Origin of the sequence: Mongoliibacter sp., from assembly GCF_007692705.1 — a bacterium.
GTDB lineage: Bacteria > Bacteroidota > Bacteroidia > Cytophagales > Cyclobacteriaceae > Mongoliibacter.
The window spans coordinates 15,043-32,714 of record NZ_REBN01000225.1; the positions used below are offsets into that span (position 1 = coordinate 15,043).

The following is a 17,672-nucleotide window of genomic DNA, read 5'->3' on the forward strand; positions in this document are numbered from 1 at the left end:
ATGGCTTATCTTACATTAAACAAAACTAAACTCAACCAAAATTTTCAATTTCTCAAATCTATGTTTGAGGAGCGGGATATCTCCTGGGGAATTGTTTCAAAAATTCTGTGTGGAAACAGAAAGCTTTTGGGAGAACTTATAGATTTAGGAGTGGAAGAAATCCATGATTCCAGGATCAGTAATCTGGCCAAGATCAAAGAAATCAATCCCGATATCCAAACTGTGTATATCAAGCCCGTTTCTAAAAGAAATGTAGGCAAAATGGTGAAGTATGCCGACGTTAGTCTTAATAGTGAACTCATAACTATTGGCTGGATTTCTGAAGAGGCAGTGAAACAGGGTAAAAAACACAAAATAATTATCATGGTGGAAACCGGTGACCTCAGAGAAGGTGTTATGGGGGATCATCTTGTGGAATTTTACTCTCAGATTTTTGAATTGCCAGGTATTGAAATAGTCGGATTAGGAACCAATCTCAACTGTTTGAATGGGGTGATGCCCTCTACGGATAAGCTGATACAGCTTTCTTTGTATAAGCAGATTATTGAGTTAAAATTCAATAAAAGCATTCCTTGGGTTTCTGCAGGAACTTCAGTCACTATTCCGCTTATGCTGCATAAACAGCTACCCATGGGAATTAACCACTTTCGAGTAGGTGAAACCTTGTTTTTTGGGGTGGATCTTTTTGAGGAGAAATTAATTGAAGGCATGCAAGGGGATGTTTTTACCCTATTTGCGGAGATTATCGAAATGCAGGAAAAGCCACTTTTACCATCAGGGACACTTGCGGCAAATCCTCAGGGGGAAGTAGCAGAGATTGACGAAGGGCTTTATGGAAGAATGTCCTTCAGGGCGATATTAGACATCGGTTTGCTCGATGTTGACCCTAAATACTTGATTCCAGAAGATGGAGAATTTGAGATTTTGGGTGCTAGTTCTGATATGCTTATTTTAAATCTTGGAGAAAATCCTAAGGGCTATAAAGTAGGGGATGTGGTAAAATTTAGCCTCAAGTATATGGGGGCTTTGAGTATTTTGAATTCAAGCTATGTAGATAAAGTGGTGAGTGATTGATTTGTGAATCAGTGGGTTACTTTTTCAATAGGGTTTTTTGGTTTTGCTTGGCATGATCTTAGCCATTTAAATGCCAAACCAATTATTATTTATATGAAATCGAGCATAACGCAATCGACACACACTTGCTTGATTGTGGAAGATGCGAGATTCCATGTGATCTTAAAAAAAATAAATTAAAAACACATGAAAAAGTTAACAATGATTTTCGCAGTAATGGCGCTTTTCGCTTTCAATGCCCAAGCACAATCGAGTAATGAAGGCAGAGGAGGTTTGGGTATCCGTGGTGGTGGTAATTTTTACACCTTTGGCGGTGGAGACATCTCCGAAGACAACTATACCAATAGAACCGGGTTTCATCTTGGACTTTACTCCACATTTTTTATAGGAGAATCATTTGCCATTGAGCCTGGAGCTTATTACTCAATGAAAGGTACCAGGAATGATGATTTCCTGAATTCAAGGGCAAATTTAGATTATATTGATGTGCCAATTTTGGCAAGAGCCTATTTGACTGAAGGGTTGAATATTTTTGCCGGGCCACAGGTCTCGTTTTTGGCTGCCTCTACCTTTGAAGGTGACCTTTTCGGATCTACTGTCAGCTTTGACTCTGATAATGTAAGGGAAACTGATTATGGTATTGTCGTTGGTCTTGGCTATAATCTCCCTAAGGGATTGAATGTGCAGGGTTCTTATAACTATGGTATGGCTCCTGTATTTAAAAACAGTAATTCAGATGTCTACAATAGAGGGTTTAATCTTTCAGTGGGTTTAACTTTTTAAAGAGTAAATGGAAATTTGAAAAGCCCAACTATCTAAGTTGGGCTTTTTGGTTTTTGAAAGATCCTTCATCCATATCGTTGATCCAATCCTTGATCAATTGAAGCCCTTCCTCGTGTACAATGACTCTTCCCAACTCGGGCATGGCCGCACCCACCTGATTGGTTCCCATTCTGAATGTCATGATGGATTTATCTGCTTTCCCTGGGTGGATTCCAAACTTGAAGGAACCTGCACCAAAACCAGCTGCAACCGGTGTTTTGAATATCCCCAGCTTCATGGGGTCTCTTTCCTCATAGTTCAAAAAAAGCCCAGAGGTACTAGCTGGTCCTTCGGCTCTGTGGCAATGCGCACAATTGATGTCCAAATAAGCCATGGCCCTGAGGTTGAGTTCTTGGTTTTGGTCTTTATAATTTATCATAGAAGGAAAGTTTTCGGGATGTTCTACCTGTTCAAGGTATCCAACATCTTGCCATTTGACGAGCTGATTTTGATGGCCTGAGGCATAAGGGAATTCGTTGTTGAGATGTTTGGCTTTGACGCCTATAGGAACCATTTCCTCATTCACATTGTGACAGCTTTTACACTGGTTTTTGTTGGGGACTATATAATTGATGACTTGTTCTTCTCCTTTTATATTTGTCCATTTCACGGGTATTTCGGCTCCAACTACCTTATATACTGCATCGGTCTGGTCATCATTCCAGATATAAGGGAAAGCCTCCCAAGTACCATTTCTTTTTACCATCAGTCTGGTTTCAATCATCCTGATGTTTTTAGTTGGCTTTCGAAAATCTGAGGGATAATAAAAATTTTTAATCAAAACCGTTTGGTCAGGGAATTTCATGGTCCCTTCCATGTCCTTATTGATTTTGGCCTGACTTTCCTCAGGCATCCATATAAATCTGGATTTGTGTGCGTAATCAGTAAAAAGAGAAGAGGCTGGTTCATACGGGATTACCCCGTCTTCGGCCTCAAGTTCCCTGATTTTCCCTTTGAAAAAGCCATAGTCAGATAGGTTTTTGAATGGGATTTGCGCAAAATCCAAAGAAGCTGTTTTGATTTCAGGGGCCTCCCATTCACCATAGTTTAGATGCGGTACGTGGACTTCCTCAACCTTTTTTTCGGTGGTACATGCCCATTGAAAAACTACCAGTATGAATATCAAAATGCTATGGAGAAGAAACTTATTCATAATCTTACAATTTGGCTATAGCGCTTACATCTGTTTTGATTTCTGTTTGACAGTCAAAGGGGCTATAATCTTTGGAGGATTTGATATTGTCTTCGCCCTCCCAAAGGTCGAAGAGGGTGAAGTGCAATTTATCCATTCCGGATTCCTGAATACAGATTTTCATAGGGTTGGTATTGAGGTCTTCACTTAGGGACTTGTCCCAAAAGCCATCAAATACGATATCCTGCGTTTTCCCCTTACCATGAGCATTATATACCGAGATCAATTGTCCGAACTCCTTGGTAAGATCCGGAATTTTCATCGTCCTTTGGTAATCATTGTCATGAACATAAATATTAGAGGTATAGGGCGACCAGTTAGGTGCTTCAGCAGGAAAGCCTGTGATTTGATAATTGGCAATGGCTATACCCACTGTTTTGTTTTTATGGATACGGTTATTGTAGACTTCTACATCTTTGGCTGCAAGTAAGATGATTCCAGAACCCGGAGGAATCATCGTCACGGTATTCCCATTGGGTTCATCACTCAGGGGTGTGGCAAAATTCACGTGGTTATTGGAAATGATATCGTTGTCATAAATTTTGGTACCACTTCCTTCTGCTTTGGGTAGGCCCGGGAGATTGAAAACCAGAATGCCACCTGAATTGTCCCTTGCAGTATTCCCGAAAACTTCTGCATTATCGGAGTTTTCGATTTCTATTCCCGCCACATTGCCAAAAGCGAGGGAATTTTTGACAATGATATTTTCAGATTGTCCTACATAAATGCCGGCATCTTTGGAATGAGAGGCAATGCATTCGTCTATCATAACATTTCTGCATTGAACAGGGTAAATGGCATAAGTTCCATTTTTGGATTTATCACCATTGGTCCAGGTGACATTGATTCTCCTGAAGGTTATGCCATCACTGTGTTGGCTTTTGATACCATCTCCTGGAGCATCCTCTATACTCAGTTCTTCAATTTTCACATTATTGCCAACTAATTTTACACCCTCTCCGCCAGACCTAAGCTCTCTGAATGACAAAACAGTTTCTGCCATTCCCGCACCCTTAATGGTGATGTTATTTTTGTTGTCCAGGATAAGTTGTGTTTTCAGGTTGTAAAATCCTGAAGGTATTTCGATCACGTCACCGTCTTTAGCCAGGATAAAGGCTTCAACTATTTTGTCTACGTCTTCCTGACTTATTCTCTCTAGTTTGCTGGAGTCAAAAGTCATTTCTGTATTTGTACTGTTGCAGGCAGAGAAAAGTGGACTGAACAGTATTGAAAAAATCAGGATTAAGATTGAATGAAATGTTTTCATAGTACGTAAGTTTTCTGGGTTTTATCAAATTTACCCAAAAAGCAAATGAAAATCATTTGACAAATATCAAAAAATCAGAGGCTGGCCCTGATACGGCTAAGAGTCTCTATACTCATATCAAGAAAAGATGCTATCTGCCCTACACTGGCCTTTTGTATGATTTTAGGTTTGTTTTTGATGAGCTCCAGGTACCTTTCTTTAGCAGTTTTGAATTTTGAAAATATTAGCTGTTCTTCAAGCCGGATATAATACTCTTCCAGCAATTGCCTGTAGACATATTCCAAGTCTCTATATCGAGCCAGTGTCTCCATTAGGTCTTTGTGGCTTATGGCCCAAAGCTCACAATCTTCCAATGCTTCAATGTTTTCATAAGATGGTTTTTGGGTAATAAAACTTGACATTGAGGTTATAAATTCTTCTTCCAAGCTAAAAGAAATGGTGACGTCTTTATCATCCTTGAAATAAAAACTACGTACTGAACCTTCTAGTATAAAAAAAAGAGTTTCACAAATTTCACCTGCTTTGATCAATTTTTCAGATTTGGATATTCTCAATATTTTCCCTTTTTCCAAAAATCCTTTCAAAGATTTTTCTTCCAAATCAACAAACTTTTGTAGGGTTTCTGTTAATTTACTCACTTGTTTTTGATTGCAGGGTTAAGACTTGTTTTTAACGAAGTCAGAATAACTGAGTATCCCAAATTATATAAAATTATTCAACGTATATGAAAAAATTGCTTTTAGTTTCTCTTGTGTTTTTGAGCATGATGGCATTTCAGGAAAGCCAAGCCCAATTTGGTCTGAGATCTGGTATAAATGTTTCCAATTTCAATGGTTTCAGTTTTGATTCCAGGGTAGCCTTTCGGGCAGGGCTGTTTTATGGAATAGAAGTGATGGAAAACGTTAAGGTAGAACCTGGATTATATTTCTCACAAAAAGGAGTTCAGAAAAATACAGATGCAATAAGTGACAGGCTGAGTTATTTTGATATCCCAGTGGTCGTAAGGTATGGGATTACCGATAAGTTCAATGTCTTTGCGGGGCCGCAAGCCTCTGTGTTGGCAGCAAGAAGGTATGAAAACCCTGATGGTGTTTCCAGAAACAGGAGCACAATTAAAGGCTATGACTTGGCTGCGGTATTAGGAGCTTTTTATGAACTTTACGATGGACTTGGAGTGCAGGTAGGCTATGATTTAGGGTTGACCAGCTTGAATTATTTTGATACCAATGTAAAAAGCAGGGTGTTTCATTTTACGGTTAGCAAGGTGTTTTAACCTTTGATTCTGCCAGGGTTTTCATCCAGAAATGATTTCCAACCAGCGGCTCTTCCTCTTGTTTGCAATCTGCCGTCGTGAAAATGATGGCAGACTGCCACTGCTAGAGCGTCCGTAGCATCCAAAAGTTTCGGTAATTCTTCTATTTTCAACAAGGTTTTTAGCATTTCAGCTACTTGTTCTTTCGAAGCATTTCCGTTTCCGGTTACTGATTGTTTTACTTTTTTTGGGGAATATTCTGCTATAGGAATTTCTCTGGCAAGTGCAGCTGCCATCGCAACCCCCTGAGCCCTGCCAAGTTTTAACATGGATTGTACATTCTGTCCATAAAAAGGTGCTTCAAGGGCTACAGCATCAGGATGAAATTCCTCTATCAGGCCGGTGATGCGCTCAAAAATCTTTTTCAGCTTGAGCTCGTGTGAGCTGTATTTTTTTAGATGAATTACACCATATTGCAGTGGTTTGTATTGCTTACCTTCCACTATCAATAGACCATAGCCCATGATATTGGTTCCAGGATCTATACCAAGAATTATTTTTTCCTTTGCAGGTTTTTTTTCTTCTTTACTCATTACCGCAAGTTAAATCAATTCATGCTAACATTTTACCTTTTGTTTGGGATACTTTATGCAGGTGGCCTGTTCTGGTTAGGTGCTGTATGGAAGCAATCTCATCAGACTACTGAAGGAAAGAGGGCTGATCTTTTGGTCAGTATTTTGGTGCCATATAGAAATGAGTCCAAAAATATTCTGGGTATTTTGGATGCAGTTCAATCGCTTCGACATAGGCCATTGCAGTTGATTTTTATCAATGATCAGTCTGAGGATGAAGGTCCGGAAATTTTAAAGGAGTCAGTTAAAAAGAAATTCGCCGATTCATTTGAGATTATTTTACTTCAGTCTAAAGGCGAAGGAAAAAAAGCTGCTTTGGAGACAGGAGTTGAATATGCGAAATCAGATATCTTGCTTACAACCGATGCCGACTGCAAGTTGCCTTTTCTTTGGGTAGAATATTTCTTGGATCTTTTTGAAGAGACAAGTACGCAGTTGGTGGCGGGTCCGGTAATTAGCAAAGAGGGAACAGGTTTTATCCATAGCTTTCAACTTGTGGAATGGGCCAGTATTTTGTTGGTTACTCAAGCGGGCTTTACCCAGGGAAATCCGCTGATGTGTAGTGGGGCAAATCTTGCTTTCAGGAAGTCTGCTTTTCTGACTGTGAAAGGTTATGAAGGCAATAGGTCACATTTATCAGGTGATGATGAGTTTTTACTGAAAAAAATAAGTACTCATTATGGCAGTGCATCAGTGAAATACCTGAATCATATCAATGCATTGGTGTATACCAAGCCCGAGAATAGCTGGGGGAGTCTTTTTTCTCAAAAAATCCGATGGGCCTCAAAATGGAAAATGCATAAACAGGCAACACATCAGCTGGCAGCTGTGCTACCGGTAGCAATCCAATTGGTATTCATCAGCAGCCCGATTTTGCTTTGTTTTGGAATTGTGGGCTTTTTGTCTTTTTTGTTGCTTTGGTCAATGAAATTAGGGTCGGAGTACATGGTGCTTGGCACAGTTTTGAAAACATTTGAAGTGAATAAGAAAATAACAGTTTTTTTGAAAGTGGGATTGATCCATCCCTTTTATGTAGTAAGGGTAGCTGTAGGGGCAATTTTAGGAAAATTTGAGTGGAAGGGAAGGAATTCCTTCGATTAGCCTTAATTTAGAGCGAGAAAAAGAAATATCATGACTGAGGAAGAGTTTGATTTATTAGATGAGCTTTACTTCGTGCAACCTTATAGCTATTTAAGCGAAACATTGGGTTGGGATGACGAGAAGCTTCTGACTACCTTGAAAAGTTTACATCAAAAAGCTTTTATCAAATGTCTATCTGCTCCTGACGAAGAACTCTTTGATCAGGTGGATGTTTTGAATAAAGGAAAAGACTTGTTTTATCTGGCTTCAAAAAAGGGGCTGATGGAACATAATGCCATATAACGAAATGCCGACAACTGTAGCATACCAAAAGAAAGAACTTGAATTAAAAGCACTTCTGGAAATCACCCAGGCGATTAATGAGAATAAGCCGGCTACTGTACTGTTGGATATTTTTAAATTCACCTGTTTGGTGCATCTCAATATCCGTTCTATCCTTCTCTACATGGTCAATCAAGATCAGTATGAGAAAAAAATCAGCCATGGGGTGAAGAATAAGGTGCCTGACTCTATTCCGGAGCAAAATGTGAGTTATGAAAAGGGAGAGGGGAAGTTGAATATTCAGGTAGGTCCTGGGTTTTCATTCAGTGAACTTGAGAACTACCTTCCTGTATTTCATAAAGATAAAATGCTCGCCATCCTTTTTCTTAAAAAGAAAGACGAAGCCGAGGAGCTCGACCTGAACTTTACACAGGCCCTTACCAATATTATGGTGGTGGCATTGGAAAATAAGCGCTTTGCCAAAAGGCAACTGGAACAGGAAAGACTGAAGAAAGAGGTTGAAATTGCATCCAATGTACAGCGAATGCTTTTCCCGGCGAATCTTCCCCAGACACAAAAACTGAAGGCAAAAGTAACCTATGTTCCCCATTCTACAGTAGGTGGTGACTATTATGATTTGATACAAAAATCTCCTGAGGAAGTCTTTTTTTGTATTGCGGATGTTTCTGGAAAGGGAATGCCGGCAGCTTTATTGATGTCCAACTTTCAGGCAGCCTTGAGGACATTACTCCGAAGTAGTTCTGATTTGAAAATGATAGTCGAGCAGCTCAATTTCACCATTTATGACAATACTAAAGGGGAGAAATTCATTACTTTTTTTCTGGGGCACTATGATTACAAGAAAAGAGAATTGACTTATATCAATGCAGGTCACAACCCGCCCATACTTTGTTGGGAAAGGGAGAAAAGAAGTGAATTACTAGGGGCTGGGACTACCATTTTGGGTGCCTTTGAAGAGTTGCCTTTTATGGAAGTGGGGAAAAGACAGCATTTAAAGGGTTTTACTATTCATCTCTATACCGATGGTCTTACAGAAAGCTTTAATGAGAAGGAGGAAGAATACGGCGATCATCGTTTTCATCAATTTGTCAAAAACAATTTGTGTATAGATCCTGATGAATTTCATGAACTGTTTTTTGAAGACCTAAAATCCTATTCTGCAGGAGGAGTGCAAAGGGATGATGTAACCTTGTTAAGCTTGAGGCTTCAGTAGTTATGGTATTGATGCATCATGTTCCTGCGATTGTTACCAAGTTGTTCAGTGGAATGTTATGGAATAAATGCAGAAAAGAGAATAAAATCTACCTCACATTTGATGATGGTCCTGTACCAGGGGTGACGGATTTTGTTTTGGAGGAATTGGATAAAAGGGAGATGAAAGCAACATTTTTTATGGTAGGTGACAATGTAAAGAAGCATCCTCAATTGGCCTTGAATGTAGCGGAAGCAGGACATGGAATAGGTAACCATACTTTCCACCATCTTAACGGATACTATGCTTCTTTTGACAACTACCTAAGCGATATAGAGTCTTGTGAGTACGTATTTGAAGAGGTTCTGGAGCAAAATTCATCGCTCTTCCGACCCCCTTATGGAAAGCTGACCAAAAAGCAATTTGAGGCAATAAAATCAAAATATCAGGTTGTTATGTGGGATGTGCTTTCTGGAGACTATGATCAAAGACAATCCCCCACCAAGTGCTTGTCGAAGACTAAAAAATACTCTAGAAACGGCTCTATCATCCTTTTTCATGATCAGCTGAAAACCCAACAGGTACTCAAAAAAATACTTCCTGACTACCTGGATTTTGTACAAGATACTGGTTTCCAAACAGCTGTCCTATGATTCTATTAAGTTTGGTAATCGTAGGGTTTTTGATTTTTCAAGACCTTTTTCTTGGCCTACTGCTGATTTTTAATTTCAAAAAATTCAATGGCTCTGACAGTGGTGATTTGCCCCAGATCAGCATACTTATTCCCTGTAGAGATGAAGCGGAAAATATTCTTAGCTGCCTACATAGTTTGGAGCTACTGGAATATCCTTTGGGAAAAATACAATTGATATTGGCTGATGACGGCAGTACGGATGCAACTGCGGAAATCATCCTCGAGTGGCAGAAAGGAACTTTACTTAATGTATTATTCCTGTCCATACAAAACCAGTCCAAAGGAATTAATGGGAAAGCCAACGCGCTTGCGCAGATGGCACGTAAGGCCACAGGGGAGGTTTTGCTATTTACGGATGCAGATTGTCAGGTGCCAGCAAAATGGGCGATATCCATGGTAAATGCTCATCTGCAATCTGAGGCTGGAATGGTTACGGGAGTTACCAAAGTGGAGGAGACCAATCTTTTTTCAAAAATGCAAGGACTGGATTGGTGGCTTACATTGGGAATGGTGAAGGCTGTTTCAGATATTGGACATACACTGACTTCAATGGGTAATAATATGCTGGTTACCAAAAAAGCTTATAATGCTGTGGGTGGTTTTGAAGGGATCCCTTTTTCTCTGACAGAAGATTTTGAAATGGCCCGTCAGGTGAAAATAAAGGGTTTTAAGGCTATACACTTGGTATCAGGTGAGAACCTGATTCACACAAAAGGGCAAGAGAATTTCTGGGCATTGTTGTCCCAAAGAAAACGTTGGATGTACGGTGCTATCAGACTGCAGGTCTATTGGATTATTCTATTGGGCTTGCAGGTATTCTTTTTTCCTGCGATTATTTTTTTTATTATTTTCCATCCTTTTGAAGGGATTCTGTTTTGGCTGCTCAAAGTGCTAATTCAAGGCTTATTTATTTATGGATTTGCATCAAAAACATCACAAAAATTGAATATAAGAGATTTGGCGTTTTTTGAAATTTATTATTTGATTACTGCTTGGTCTACGATAGTTTATTATTTTTGGCCTGCCAAAACGGACTGGAAAGGAAGAAAATACGGATGAAGTTTACAGATACACACGCTCATATTTATTCGAATAAGTACGATTCTGATAGGGATAGTGTAATTAGGAATTCGCAGGAACTTGGGGTAGAAAAAATCTACATGCCCAACATAGATGTGGAATCCATTGATGCAATGTTGGAAGCTGAGCTGAGATACCCAGGTATTTGTATACCTATGATGGGACTCCACCCCTGTGATGTAAATAAGGATTTTGAAAAACAGCTCTACGTCATGGAGGAATGGATCCACAAAAGAGAATTCGCAGGTATAGGAGAAACAGGTCTGGATTTATATTGGGACAAGACCTTCTTTGAGCAGCAAAAAGAGGCTTTGAGGATTCAGGTTCAATGGGCCAAAGAGAAAAAATGGCCACTAATCCTGCATTGCAGAGAATCCATGGACGAGACCATCGCCATAATTCAAGAAGAGAAAAGTGATGACCTCAGAGGTATATTCCACTGCTTTTCCGGAAGTCAAAAACAGGCAAAAGAAATTATGGATTTGGGATTTCTCCTTGGAATAGGAGGCGTTTCCACGTATAAGAATGGAGGTTTGGATAAGGTAATTCCCGAAATTGGGATAGATCACTTGGTCCTGGAAACGGATGGCCCTTATTTGGCACCTGTGCCCCACAGGGGTAAAAGAAATTCACCAGAATATATCCCTTTAATAGCGCAAAGAGTTGCCGATTTGGCAGATGTTCCGCTAGAGGAAGTGTCCCGGATTACTCAAATGAATTCCCAGAAGATTTTTCACCATTTTGAAAAATGAATTACAAAATAGTCAGACTGAATACTGTAGCCAAGAGTGAGATCACCTCTTCTGTATTGATTATCTATACAGGAGGGACACTGGGTATGGCTTATGACAGGACAGGTGCTTTGGTGCCCTTTAATTTTGGTCAGATTCTGGAGAAAATTCCGAATCTGACCAATATGAATATAGCCATCACTGTAATTTCTTTTCCAGAACCCATAGACTCGTCCAATGTAAACCTTCACCACTGGGTGGATATGGCGTATATCATCCACGAAAACTATGACAGTTATGATGGTTTTGTGATCCTGCACGGAACGGATACCATGGCATACTCTGCCTCTATGCTCAGCTTTATGCTGAAAGGTTTGAGCAAACCTGTGGTATTTACGGGAGCTCAATTACCGATATCGGAGATGAGGTCTGATGCAAGGGAAAATCTGATGACTGCTCTTGAGATAGCCACCTCAAAAGCCAATGGTAAACCCATCGTTCCCGAAGTGTGTATTTTTTTCAATCATATGCTGCTGAGGGGTAATAGGTCCAAGAAAGTTCAGAGTGTTCATTTTGATGCATTTGAGTCTGAAAACTATCCGCCATTGGCTGAGTCGGGAATCATTATTGATTATAATTATGCTGCCATTCAACCATTTGAAGAGGGGAAAAAGCTGGAATATTTTACCCAATTGGACAATAATGTAATGGTGATAAAATTATTTCCAGGTATTACTTCCCGAGTGCTTGATTCTTGCTTTGCTACCAAGGGCTTGAAAGGGGTGGTTTTGGAAACCTATGGATCAGGTAACAGTCCAAGTGAGCCTTGGTTTTTGGATTCTTTAGAGAAGGCAATAGCAAAGGGTATTATTGTTTTGAACGTTTCTCAATGCAATGGTGGCCGTGTGATTCAGGGTAGGTATGAGACCAGCAGGGATTTATTAAGGATCGGTGTTTTGAGTGGCGGAGACATTACGACAGAAGCAGCGATCACCAAGATGATGTTTTTATTGGCCAATGAAAAAAGTGATGCAGAGGTGAGAAGGAAACTTGTTCAGCCTATGGCTGGAGAAATGTCTCTGACTGGAGTTGCTTTGGGCTGAATTTTTGAGAATTAGTTTGCATGGGCATCATTTAATTTATTTCTTTGCACTCCGTTAAGGAAAACCAATACACAGAGAGGTGTCCGAGTGGTTGAAGGAGCACGCCTGGAAAGCGTGTATACCCGCAAGGGTATCGAGGGTTCGAATCCCTTCCTCTCTGCAAGTTTAGTTATCCGATTCTCCAAAATTGACATGGATCAAACAGGATAAAGATTTGAAAAACAAATTTGAAACTGCAAAAAGTGCCTAAACAGCCTTTAAAAACAGACTTTTAATCAGATTTTACAAAAATTGAATGAAAAAGCCCGCATTGAAGAGATGTGGGCTTTTTTTGTTTTAGCCTCCGAAAACATCAAAATTTTCAATTATCCCCAAATTTCAGGGGAGTCATCTGGTGAGTCCTTCGGTTTTGAAAAATGACTCACCAGAACTGATATAAAATATTGAAAATCAACATGTTTCACTAGTAAACATCTTGACAAAATGACTCACTGGATAGTACTTTAGAACACTAAACAGTAAGAAAATGATAGAAAAAAGTTTCAGTACCCTCTTTTATCTCAAAGCCTCAAAAAATAAAAGGCGAAAAGATAAGCATGTATATGCCAGAATAACAGTGGATTACAAGCGGGTTGAAATATCCACTAAGATGACCTGTGACCCTGCCGAGTGGAATAGTGCCGCAGGAAGGGCAAAAGGGAAGAATGAAAAAGCAAGACTACTTAATGGTATCCTTGATTCCTATCAGATGAAAATCCATCTGGCTAGAAAACAACTTATGGATATGGATAGTGATTTGACGGCGGAAAGGATTAAAAATATGCTGACTGGAAAAGCTGAGGATAGACGATTGATCCTTGAGATTTTTGAATCCCACAATAAGGACATGGAAGCACTGGTGGGAAAAGAATTTGCACCTGGGACAATGGAAAGATATAGGACTTCCCTTGAACATACAAGATCATTTATCCGCTGGAAATATGGCAAGGATGATATGGAGCTTAAGTACCTTGACTTTGAATTCATAAGTCAGTATTCTTTCTGGCTTAGATCAGTGAGAAGCTGTGCGCATAACACAACAGTAAAATACTTAGCCAACTTCAAGAAGATTGTTCTTAACTGCGTAAAAAATGGATGGATTCAAAGAGATCCTTTTATGGGTTTTAAGTTGACAAAAAAAGAAGTAAGGCGCGAAATCCTTACAAAAGAAGAGCTTGATAATTTATCAGAAAAGGAATTCTCCATTCTAAGAATGGATCAGGTCCGTGATATTTTTCTGTTTAGCTGCTATACAGGTCTAGCCTACATTGATGTTAAAAATCTCAGTAGAAACCAAGTAGTGTTGGGTGTTGACGGAGAGAAGTGGATAGAAACCAAAAGAAAAAAGACAGATTCACCGATCAGGTTACCTTTACTCCCCAAAGCTTTGGAGATCATGAATAAATACAGGGACCATCCCAAATGCTCTGAGGAAAATACCGTACTGCCCGTATTGAGCAACCAAAAGATGAATTCATACCTCAAAGAAATCTCAGATTTATGCGGTATAAATAAAGAACTGACATTTCATATAGCCCGTCATACCTTCGCCACCACTGTGACCTTGGGCAATGGTGTACCCATTGAAACTGTATCCAAAATGCTTGGACACAAATCCCTCAAGCAGACACAGCACTACGCAAAGATACTTGATGTCAAAATCAGTGAGGATATGGCAAAACTGAAGAAAAAATTAAGCTTTGATGACACATAAATCAGTTCCGCATTCAGAAGGCATTTGGAAGAAGGAGATATCACGATCTCTGAAGTCTGTACCATGGTCGGATTCAACAGCTACAGCTATTTCTCCAAATGTTTTCAAAACCAGTTTTGCGAGTTGCCTAGGGATTTTCAGAAGTCGAAATCATAGATTTAAAAAATGCAATCTGAAACATATTTTCTCACAAGAAAAATACTGCTTTGAGAGCGGTATTACTATTATAATATTGCATGAAAATTTACTCATTAATTTTCTTGTTAATATAAACGGTGTAACTCCTTCCAGATTGGTCAGGTTATTTAAGTGAAGCCACTAATATTACTGAGTATTATTTCCTTTAAAGTCGGTAAGCTCGTTTTGCAAAGCTTCCCTAATAGCTTCTTCCGAATTGGTAAGACGGATGAATTCAAGGCTTTTTACCCTAGATCCTTTTCCGATGAATTTTTTTTCAAACTTTTTCATTTTATCTGCATTTAAGTGGGAAATTGAATGATGCAGGAAGGAAAAAAAGACAGCTACCCGGACAAGGAATGACTGGTAAAACCGGGAAGGCTTCCTCTGGAAAACCCTGTTTTACAGTCAGGCGGAGCGGACCCTTGTCAGGATCTGGTTTTTTCAACCTTGCACCCCTTCAATGGACCCTAAATGCAGTTGAAAAGGGAGCAAATTCAAGAAAATCCAGGCTTACAGGCCTTGCTGTATAATCTCAGTGCCTGATATTCCACTCCTGTCATTCCTATAAATTCACCCTGATAGGTATGGGTGAATGATTTTCCAAACCTACCGCAGCTCAAAGAAGAAGCTGCAAGAATTTTACCCCCTTGCCCGATAATATGGTTTGTCAGTTCCCGCAGGGTAGCACTTGTGATAAAATGATCGTCTAGCAAAATATAGTAAGATCCTGTAACCTACATATAATTGGACAAACCAATGAACATATTCTATACTCACTATACACCGCTGGATATACAATCTTTTGTAGGGAACAGTTAAGAATGATCTAAAACCTAGTATTCATACATAGAACATTATGATAAAAAATTAAAATACCAATTAAAAGCTCAAGAAGTCCCACTCAAGTAAATAGCCTCATACATTTGAGGGTGAACCTGAATTTATTAGCAGTGCTTCATATAAATTTTATTTTTGAGCTATAAACATTACATATTTACGTTCATCATGTATTTCTAAAACTTTTGGCTAATAAAATGTTATTCAACGGTATCTAAATCAAGAACATTGTATGGACCAGATATTATAACTCATGTTGATTATTTACTGCATCGATTGAGCCTTCATATTTCAATGTTTCTGTCCTCCAAGATTTGTCAAAATCATCTTCTTTAATATTGAATATTAAACTCAGGTTTTCTAGTAGCTTTTTGCTGTCATTTGGTATTTCAAGAGTTCATTCAATAGCTCAACTCCTCCTTTTTTATAGGCTGTTTTACACAAAATCGCTTCTTATGTGTAAAATGCTGCATATTGCCAACCCCATTTTTTATTTAGAATATCGTTGAAGATTATTGTATCGTTTTTACCTGATTCATGAGCAAATATACTGGCACTTTCTTCAAATGTTTTTACTCCCAATTCTCCTTTCCAAGTTGCAAATCCTTCTTTAATTAATTCATTTCTGTCAAACTTTGGAAAAATTAAATGAATAAACTCAAGAGGATAGTGTTCTGAACCAATACCACTAAAAAGTATTCTTTTTTCATTCATACCTATGCCCGTGGTATAGCTTTCAAAAAAGAAATCAAAATTTAGTAATCTGCCCATTTCATCTCCACTGTGGTTATATAGAAATCAAAGGGCTCCAATTCAGAGAATTGAAATTCCTCTACAATTTGATTGTAAAATTTGTTTGCATGTTCTGCTAATTCTTGATTGAAATCAAGATAAGACGGAAATTTAAAAGTAATCTTCCCTATTGTCTTTTTATTCCAAATTCGATGTGATTATCGGCAGGGAATTTTTTAATCTCCATTCATTATTTTCTATAACTGCGTATACTTTTTGAATAGACCAAGGGTTAGATTTTGGATAGTCCCCTTCAAGTCCTTTTGCTGAATACATTGTTCTTATACATAATAATCTCCTTCTTTTTCTTTTGAAAGAATTTTAGGCTTAAAATGTCTTAAAAGTTGTCCTGAAGGATATTAGTAAAGTAGGGTTCGAGATAGATGGAAATCTTTATACAAATTCTTTTCTTCATCATTCCAATAAGGATTGTCTGAAATCTTATCCGGTTCAGAATTCAGATAGTTTATACAAAGGGTAGGGATTGCACGAATTTCATTTAATTCACGAAAAATTTATATATTTAAAATGTCGTTTTAAAATTTAAACGACATTTTTTTAATATTTACGACAAAAATTTTCACTTAAAATAATTCTGAAACCTAAGGTAAAGATTGCTCAATATTTGAGGAATGCACCTAAAGAAAATTGATCAGGCTTAATAGTTTCATGGATCTGAATTTGACTACTTTCCCCACCTGTAAAATAATTTCTCGATTGTTATAAAATTTTTTTATTTGAATATCAATCGGTTAATTATTTCAGTGAATAAATTTTAGTCTGTCTCTTGCAAAGGTAGTTTTTTTTTTTTTGTAAGTTGGCTAAAGAATTAGTTTTTACCGGTAATTTTTAATTCACAGCTGCCGAAGAATGGTGGTTGAAATAATTAAACTTAAATATTTAAATTATGAAAAAAACAGGAATTAAAACAATTTTATTAGGAGGGGCTTTATCTCTACTCTTTTTAATTGGTTCTGGAAATGAATCCAAATCAAGTGGGATTGATTGCCAAAGCATGCAAAATAAAGATCGATATATTGATAATGGAGCATGTCCAATAGCAAAATATCACTGTTGCGGTAAGGATGACGGAGGAAGTCACCATTAACTAATTTATAACATTTACACATTTAAAAAGACAAGATTTAATTGAAATGTTATTTCTTGTCTTTTTTAAGTTGTAGAGATAATGAAACTTATGTTTAGAACCTATATTATTCTTTTTCTTTTCTGTATTACAAGTTGTTCAAAAAAGAGTTCCGAGTTCATACCTGAGATAGAATTACATAAGGTTACTGTAATGAATTTTCCAGTAGATTCACTAACCAATATTAAATCCTGGTATTTTGATGTTTTTGAAGATAAAGATAAAGAGTGGCTAGTTTTTCAAAGTGAGAAACCGTCCATTAAATTTTATGATATTTCTAAAGAAAATTTGGAATTTGATATAACATTTGATCAAATTGGGCCTGATGGAGTTGGGTCTATAAATGGTTTTCATGTGAAAAGTTTGGATTCAATTTACCTTTTGAATGTTGCAGAAATGCGTATTTTTTTAATTAATAATCTCGGTAAAGTTTTGAATGAGTTTTATTTATTAAAACCAAATAATAAATATCCTGATGGTAGTAGATCATCACCTACCATCATCTCAGGAAGTCCCGCAATTAATTATAATAATATTTTAC

At 38.1% G+C, this 17,672-nt stretch carries 22 protein-coding genes and 1 tRNA gene; 15 read left to right on the plus strand and 8 right to left on the minus strand.

What is annotated here, in order from left to right; genetic code table 11:
• Both EA341_RS15980 and EA341_RS15985 read left to right on the plus strand, forming a co-directional pair.
• A complete protein-coding gene (locus tag EA341_RS15980; RefSeq protein WP_293016170.1) occupies positions 1 to 1,074 on the plus strand; it encodes an alanine/ornithine racemase family PLP-dependent enzyme in 1,074 nt (357 codons plus the stop codon).
• A 186-nt stretch (positions 1,075 to 1,260) separates the two neighbouring features.
• Positions 1,261 to 1,857, plus strand: coding sequence for a porin family protein (locus EA341_RS15985; RefSeq protein WP_293016171.1), 597 nt, complete (start codon positions 1,261 to 1,263; stop codon positions 1,855 to 1,857).
• Between the two features lie 28 nt (positions 1,858 to 1,885).
• Here EA341_RS15985 and EA341_RS15990 read toward each other — a convergent pair whose 3' ends face one another.
• The 3 genes from EA341_RS15990 to EA341_RS16000 all read right to left on the minus strand — a co-directional run bounded on the left by EA341_RS15990 (position 1,886) and on the right by EA341_RS16000 (position 4,993).
• The gene (locus tag EA341_RS15990) at positions 1,886 to 3,049 is read right to left on the minus strand and encodes an SO2930 family diheme c-type cytochrome (protein ID WP_293016172.1); all 1,164 of its coding nucleotides are present in this window, start codon (positions 3,047 to 3,049) and stop codon (positions 1,886 to 1,888) included.
• A 4-nt stretch (positions 3,050 to 3,053) separates the two neighbouring features.
• Positions 3,054 to 4,355 (minus strand): parallel beta-helix domain-containing protein, encoded by a 1,302-nt coding sequence (locus tag EA341_RS15995; protein WP_293016173.1) that lies wholly within the window; start codon positions 4,353 to 4,355, stop codon positions 3,054 to 3,056.
• Positions 4,356 to 4,429: 74 nt separating this feature from the next.
• Positions 4,430 to 4,993, minus strand: a complete 564-nt coding sequence (locus EA341_RS16000; RefSeq protein WP_293016174.1) for a Crp/Fnr family transcriptional regulator — start codon at positions 4,991 to 4,993, stop codon at positions 4,430 to 4,432.
• A gap of 86 nt (positions 4,994 to 5,079) precedes the next feature.
• On the opposite strand from EA341_RS16000, the gene EA341_RS16005 reads away from it, so the two are divergent.
• Entirely contained in the window at positions 5,080 to 5,628 is a 549-nt protein-coding gene (locus EA341_RS16005; protein WP_293016175.1) for a porin family protein, read from the plus strand.
• Here EA341_RS16005 and ruvC read toward each other — a convergent pair.
• Positions 5,625 to 6,200 (minus strand): crossover junction endodeoxyribonuclease RuvC, encoded by a 576-nt coding sequence (gene ruvC / locus EA341_RS16010; RefSeq protein WP_293016176.1) that lies wholly within the window; start codon positions 6,198 to 6,200, stop codon positions 5,625 to 5,627. The two genes, EA341_RS16005 and ruvC, sit on opposite strands and share 4 nt — an antisense overlap.
• A gap of 21 nt (positions 6,201 to 6,221) precedes the next feature.
• On the opposite strand from ruvC, the gene EA341_RS16015 reads away from it, so the two are divergent.
• From EA341_RS16015 to EA341_RS16055, 9 genes are all read left to right on the plus strand, one after another.
• Positions 6,222 to 7,340, plus strand: a complete 1,119-nt coding sequence (locus EA341_RS16015) for a glycosyltransferase (protein ID WP_293016177.1) — start codon at positions 6,222 to 6,224, stop codon at positions 7,338 to 7,340.
• A 30-nt stretch (positions 7,341 to 7,370) separates the two neighbouring features.
• A complete protein-coding gene (locus EA341_RS16020) occupies positions 7,371 to 7,622 on the plus strand; it encodes a hypothetical protein (protein ID WP_293016178.1) in 252 nt (83 codons plus the stop codon).
• Positions 7,612 to 8,835, plus strand: coding sequence for a PP2C family protein-serine/threonine phosphatase (locus EA341_RS16025; protein ID WP_293016179.1), 1,224 nt, complete (start codon positions 7,612 to 7,614; stop codon positions 8,833 to 8,835). Before EA341_RS16020 ends, EA341_RS16025 begins: the two co-directional genes overlap by 11 nt.
• 53 nt (positions 8,836 to 8,888) lie before the next feature.
• Positions 8,889 to 9,467: a polysaccharide deacetylase family protein gene (locus EA341_RS16030; protein ID WP_293016180.1), complete on the plus strand. Its 579-nt coding sequence runs from the start codon at positions 8,889 to 8,891 to the stop codon at positions 9,465 to 9,467.
• Positions 9,464 to 10,567 (plus strand): glycosyltransferase, encoded by a 1,104-nt coding sequence (locus EA341_RS16035; RefSeq protein WP_293016181.1) that lies wholly within the window; start codon positions 9,464 to 9,466, stop codon positions 10,565 to 10,567. Before EA341_RS16030 ends, EA341_RS16035 begins: the two co-directional genes overlap by 4 nt.
• Entirely contained in the window at positions 10,564 to 11,340 is a 777-nt protein-coding gene (locus EA341_RS16040; protein WP_293016182.1) for a TatD family hydrolase, read from the plus strand. Before EA341_RS16035 ends, EA341_RS16040 begins: the two co-directional genes overlap by 4 nt.
• Complete coding sequence (locus EA341_RS16045; RefSeq protein ID WP_293016183.1) at positions 11,337 to 12,422, plus strand: asparaginase; 1,086 nt, start codon at positions 11,337 to 11,339, stop codon at positions 12,420 to 12,422. The genes EA341_RS16040 and EA341_RS16045 overlap by 4 nt, the downstream gene beginning before the upstream one ends.
• 73 nt (positions 12,423 to 12,495) lie before the next feature.
• Positions 12,496 to 12,582: transfer RNA gene (locus EA341_RS16050), tRNA-Ser, on the plus strand.
• Positions 12,583 to 12,948: 366 nt separating this feature from the next.
• Entirely contained in the window at positions 12,949 to 14,175 is a 1,227-nt protein-coding gene (locus EA341_RS16055) for a site-specific integrase (protein ID WP_293016184.1), read from the plus strand.
• Here the strand turns inward: EA341_RS16055 and EA341_RS16060 are convergent.
• On the minus strand, positions 14,155 to 14,283 hold the full coding sequence (locus tag EA341_RS16060) for a hypothetical protein (RefSeq protein WP_293016185.1): 129 nt from the start codon (positions 14,281 to 14,283) through the stop codon (positions 14,155 to 14,157). The two genes, EA341_RS16055 and EA341_RS16060, sit on opposite strands and share 21 nt — an antisense overlap.
• On the opposite strand from EA341_RS16060, the gene EA341_RS19025 reads away from it, so the two are divergent.
• Complete coding sequence (locus EA341_RS19025) at positions 14,239 to 14,331, plus strand: hypothetical protein (RefSeq protein ID WP_367127678.1); 93 nt, start codon at positions 14,239 to 14,241, stop codon at positions 14,329 to 14,331. The two genes, EA341_RS16060 and EA341_RS19025, sit on opposite strands and share 45 nt — an antisense overlap.
• 168 nt (positions 14,332 to 14,499) lie before the next feature.
• Here EA341_RS19025 and EA341_RS16065 read toward each other — a convergent pair whose 3' ends face one another.
• From EA341_RS16065 to EA341_RS16075, 3 genes are all read right to left on the minus strand, one after another.
• Positions 14,500 to 14,643, minus strand: coding sequence for a hypothetical protein (locus tag EA341_RS16065; protein ID WP_293016186.1), 144 nt, complete (start codon positions 14,641 to 14,643; stop codon positions 14,500 to 14,502).
• Between the two features lie 206 nt (positions 14,644 to 14,849).
• Entirely contained in the window at positions 14,850 to 15,068 is a 219-nt protein-coding gene (locus tag EA341_RS16070; protein ID WP_293016187.1) for a hypothetical protein, read from the minus strand.
• A 577-nt stretch (positions 15,069 to 15,645) separates the two neighbouring features.
• Positions 15,646 to 15,963 carry a hypothetical protein gene (locus tag EA341_RS16075; protein ID WP_293016188.1) on the minus strand — a complete coding sequence of 106 codons (318 nt, stop codon included), beginning with the start codon at positions 15,961 to 15,963 and terminating at the stop codon, positions 15,646 to 15,648.
• A 928-nt stretch (positions 15,964 to 16,891) separates the two neighbouring features.
• On the opposite strand from EA341_RS16075, the gene EA341_RS16080 reads away from it, so the two are divergent.
• The gene (locus tag EA341_RS16080; protein WP_293016189.1) at positions 16,892 to 17,092 is read left to right on the plus strand and encodes a hypothetical protein; all 201 of its coding nucleotides are present in this window, start codon (positions 16,892 to 16,894) and stop codon (positions 17,090 to 17,092) included.
• Between the two features lie 192 nt (positions 17,093 to 17,284).
• Positions 17,285 to 17,672: DUF4221 family protein (locus tag EA341_RS16085; protein ID WP_293016190.1), on the plus strand; the 388-nt coding region annotated here is incomplete at its 3' end.

What these genes read in the sequence shown, in the direction of transcription:
- EA341_RS15980 (WP_293016170.1), top strand. Translation starts at nt 1, where the DNA reads ATGGCTTATCTTACATTAAACAAAACTAAACTCAACCAAAATTTTCAA.
- EA341_RS15985 (WP_293016171.1), top strand. Translation starts at nt 1,261, where the DNA reads ATGAAAAAGTTAACAATGATTTTCGCAGTAATGGCGCTTTTCGCTTTC.
- EA341_RS15990 (WP_293016172.1), bottom strand. Translation starts at nt 3,049, where the DNA reads ATGAATAAGTTTCTTCTCCATAGCATTTTGATATTCATACTGGTAGTT.
- EA341_RS15995 (WP_293016173.1), bottom strand. Translation starts at nt 4,355, where the DNA reads ATGAAAACATTTCATTCAATCTTAATCCTGATTTTTTCAATACTGTTC.
- EA341_RS16005 (WP_293016175.1), top strand. Translation starts at nt 5,080, where the DNA reads ATGAAAAAATTGCTTTTAGTTTCTCTTGTGTTTTTGAGCATGATGGCA.
- ruvC (WP_293016176.1), bottom strand. Translation starts at nt 6,200, where the DNA reads ATGAGTAAAGAAGAAAAAAAACCTGCAAAGGAAAAAATAATTCTTGGT.
- EA341_RS16015 (WP_293016177.1), top strand. Translation starts at nt 6,222, where the DNA reads ATGCTAACATTTTACCTTTTGTTTGGGATACTTTATGCAGGTGGCCTG.
- EA341_RS16020 (WP_293016178.1), top strand. Translation starts at nt 7,371, where the DNA reads ATGACTGAGGAAGAGTTTGATTTATTAGATGAGCTTTACTTCGTGCAA.
- EA341_RS16025 (WP_293016179.1), top strand. Translation starts at nt 7,612, where the DNA reads ATGCCATATAACGAAATGCCGACAACTGTAGCATACCAAAAGAAAGAA.
- EA341_RS16030 (WP_293016180.1), top strand. Translation starts at nt 8,889, where the DNA reads ATGTTATGGAATAAATGCAGAAAAGAGAATAAAATCTACCTCACATTT.
- EA341_RS16035 (WP_293016181.1), top strand. Translation starts at nt 9,464, where the DNA reads ATGATTCTATTAAGTTTGGTAATCGTAGGGTTTTTGATTTTTCAAGAC.
- EA341_RS16040 (WP_293016182.1), top strand. Translation starts at nt 10,564, where the DNA reads ATGAAGTTTACAGATACACACGCTCATATTTATTCGAATAAGTACGAT.
- EA341_RS16045 (WP_293016183.1), top strand. Translation starts at nt 11,337, where the DNA reads ATGAATTACAAAATAGTCAGACTGAATACTGTAGCCAAGAGTGAGATC.
- EA341_RS16055 (WP_293016184.1), top strand. Translation starts at nt 12,949, where the DNA reads ATGATAGAAAAAAGTTTCAGTACCCTCTTTTATCTCAAAGCCTCAAAA.
- EA341_RS19025 (WP_367127678.1), top strand. Translation starts at nt 14,239, where the DNA reads ATGGTCGGATTCAACAGCTACAGCTATTTCTCCAAATGTTTTCAAAAC.
- EA341_RS16065 (WP_293016186.1), bottom strand. Translation starts at nt 14,643, where the DNA reads ATGAAAAAGTTTGAAAAAAAATTCATCGGAAAAGGATCTAGGGTAAAA.
- EA341_RS16075 (WP_293016188.1), bottom strand. Translation starts at nt 15,963, where the DNA reads ATGGGCAGATTACTAAATTTTGATTTCTTTTTTGAAAGCTATACCACG.
- EA341_RS16080 (WP_293016189.1), top strand. Translation starts at nt 16,892, where the DNA reads ATGAAAAAAACAGGAATTAAAACAATTTTATTAGGAGGGGCTTTATCT.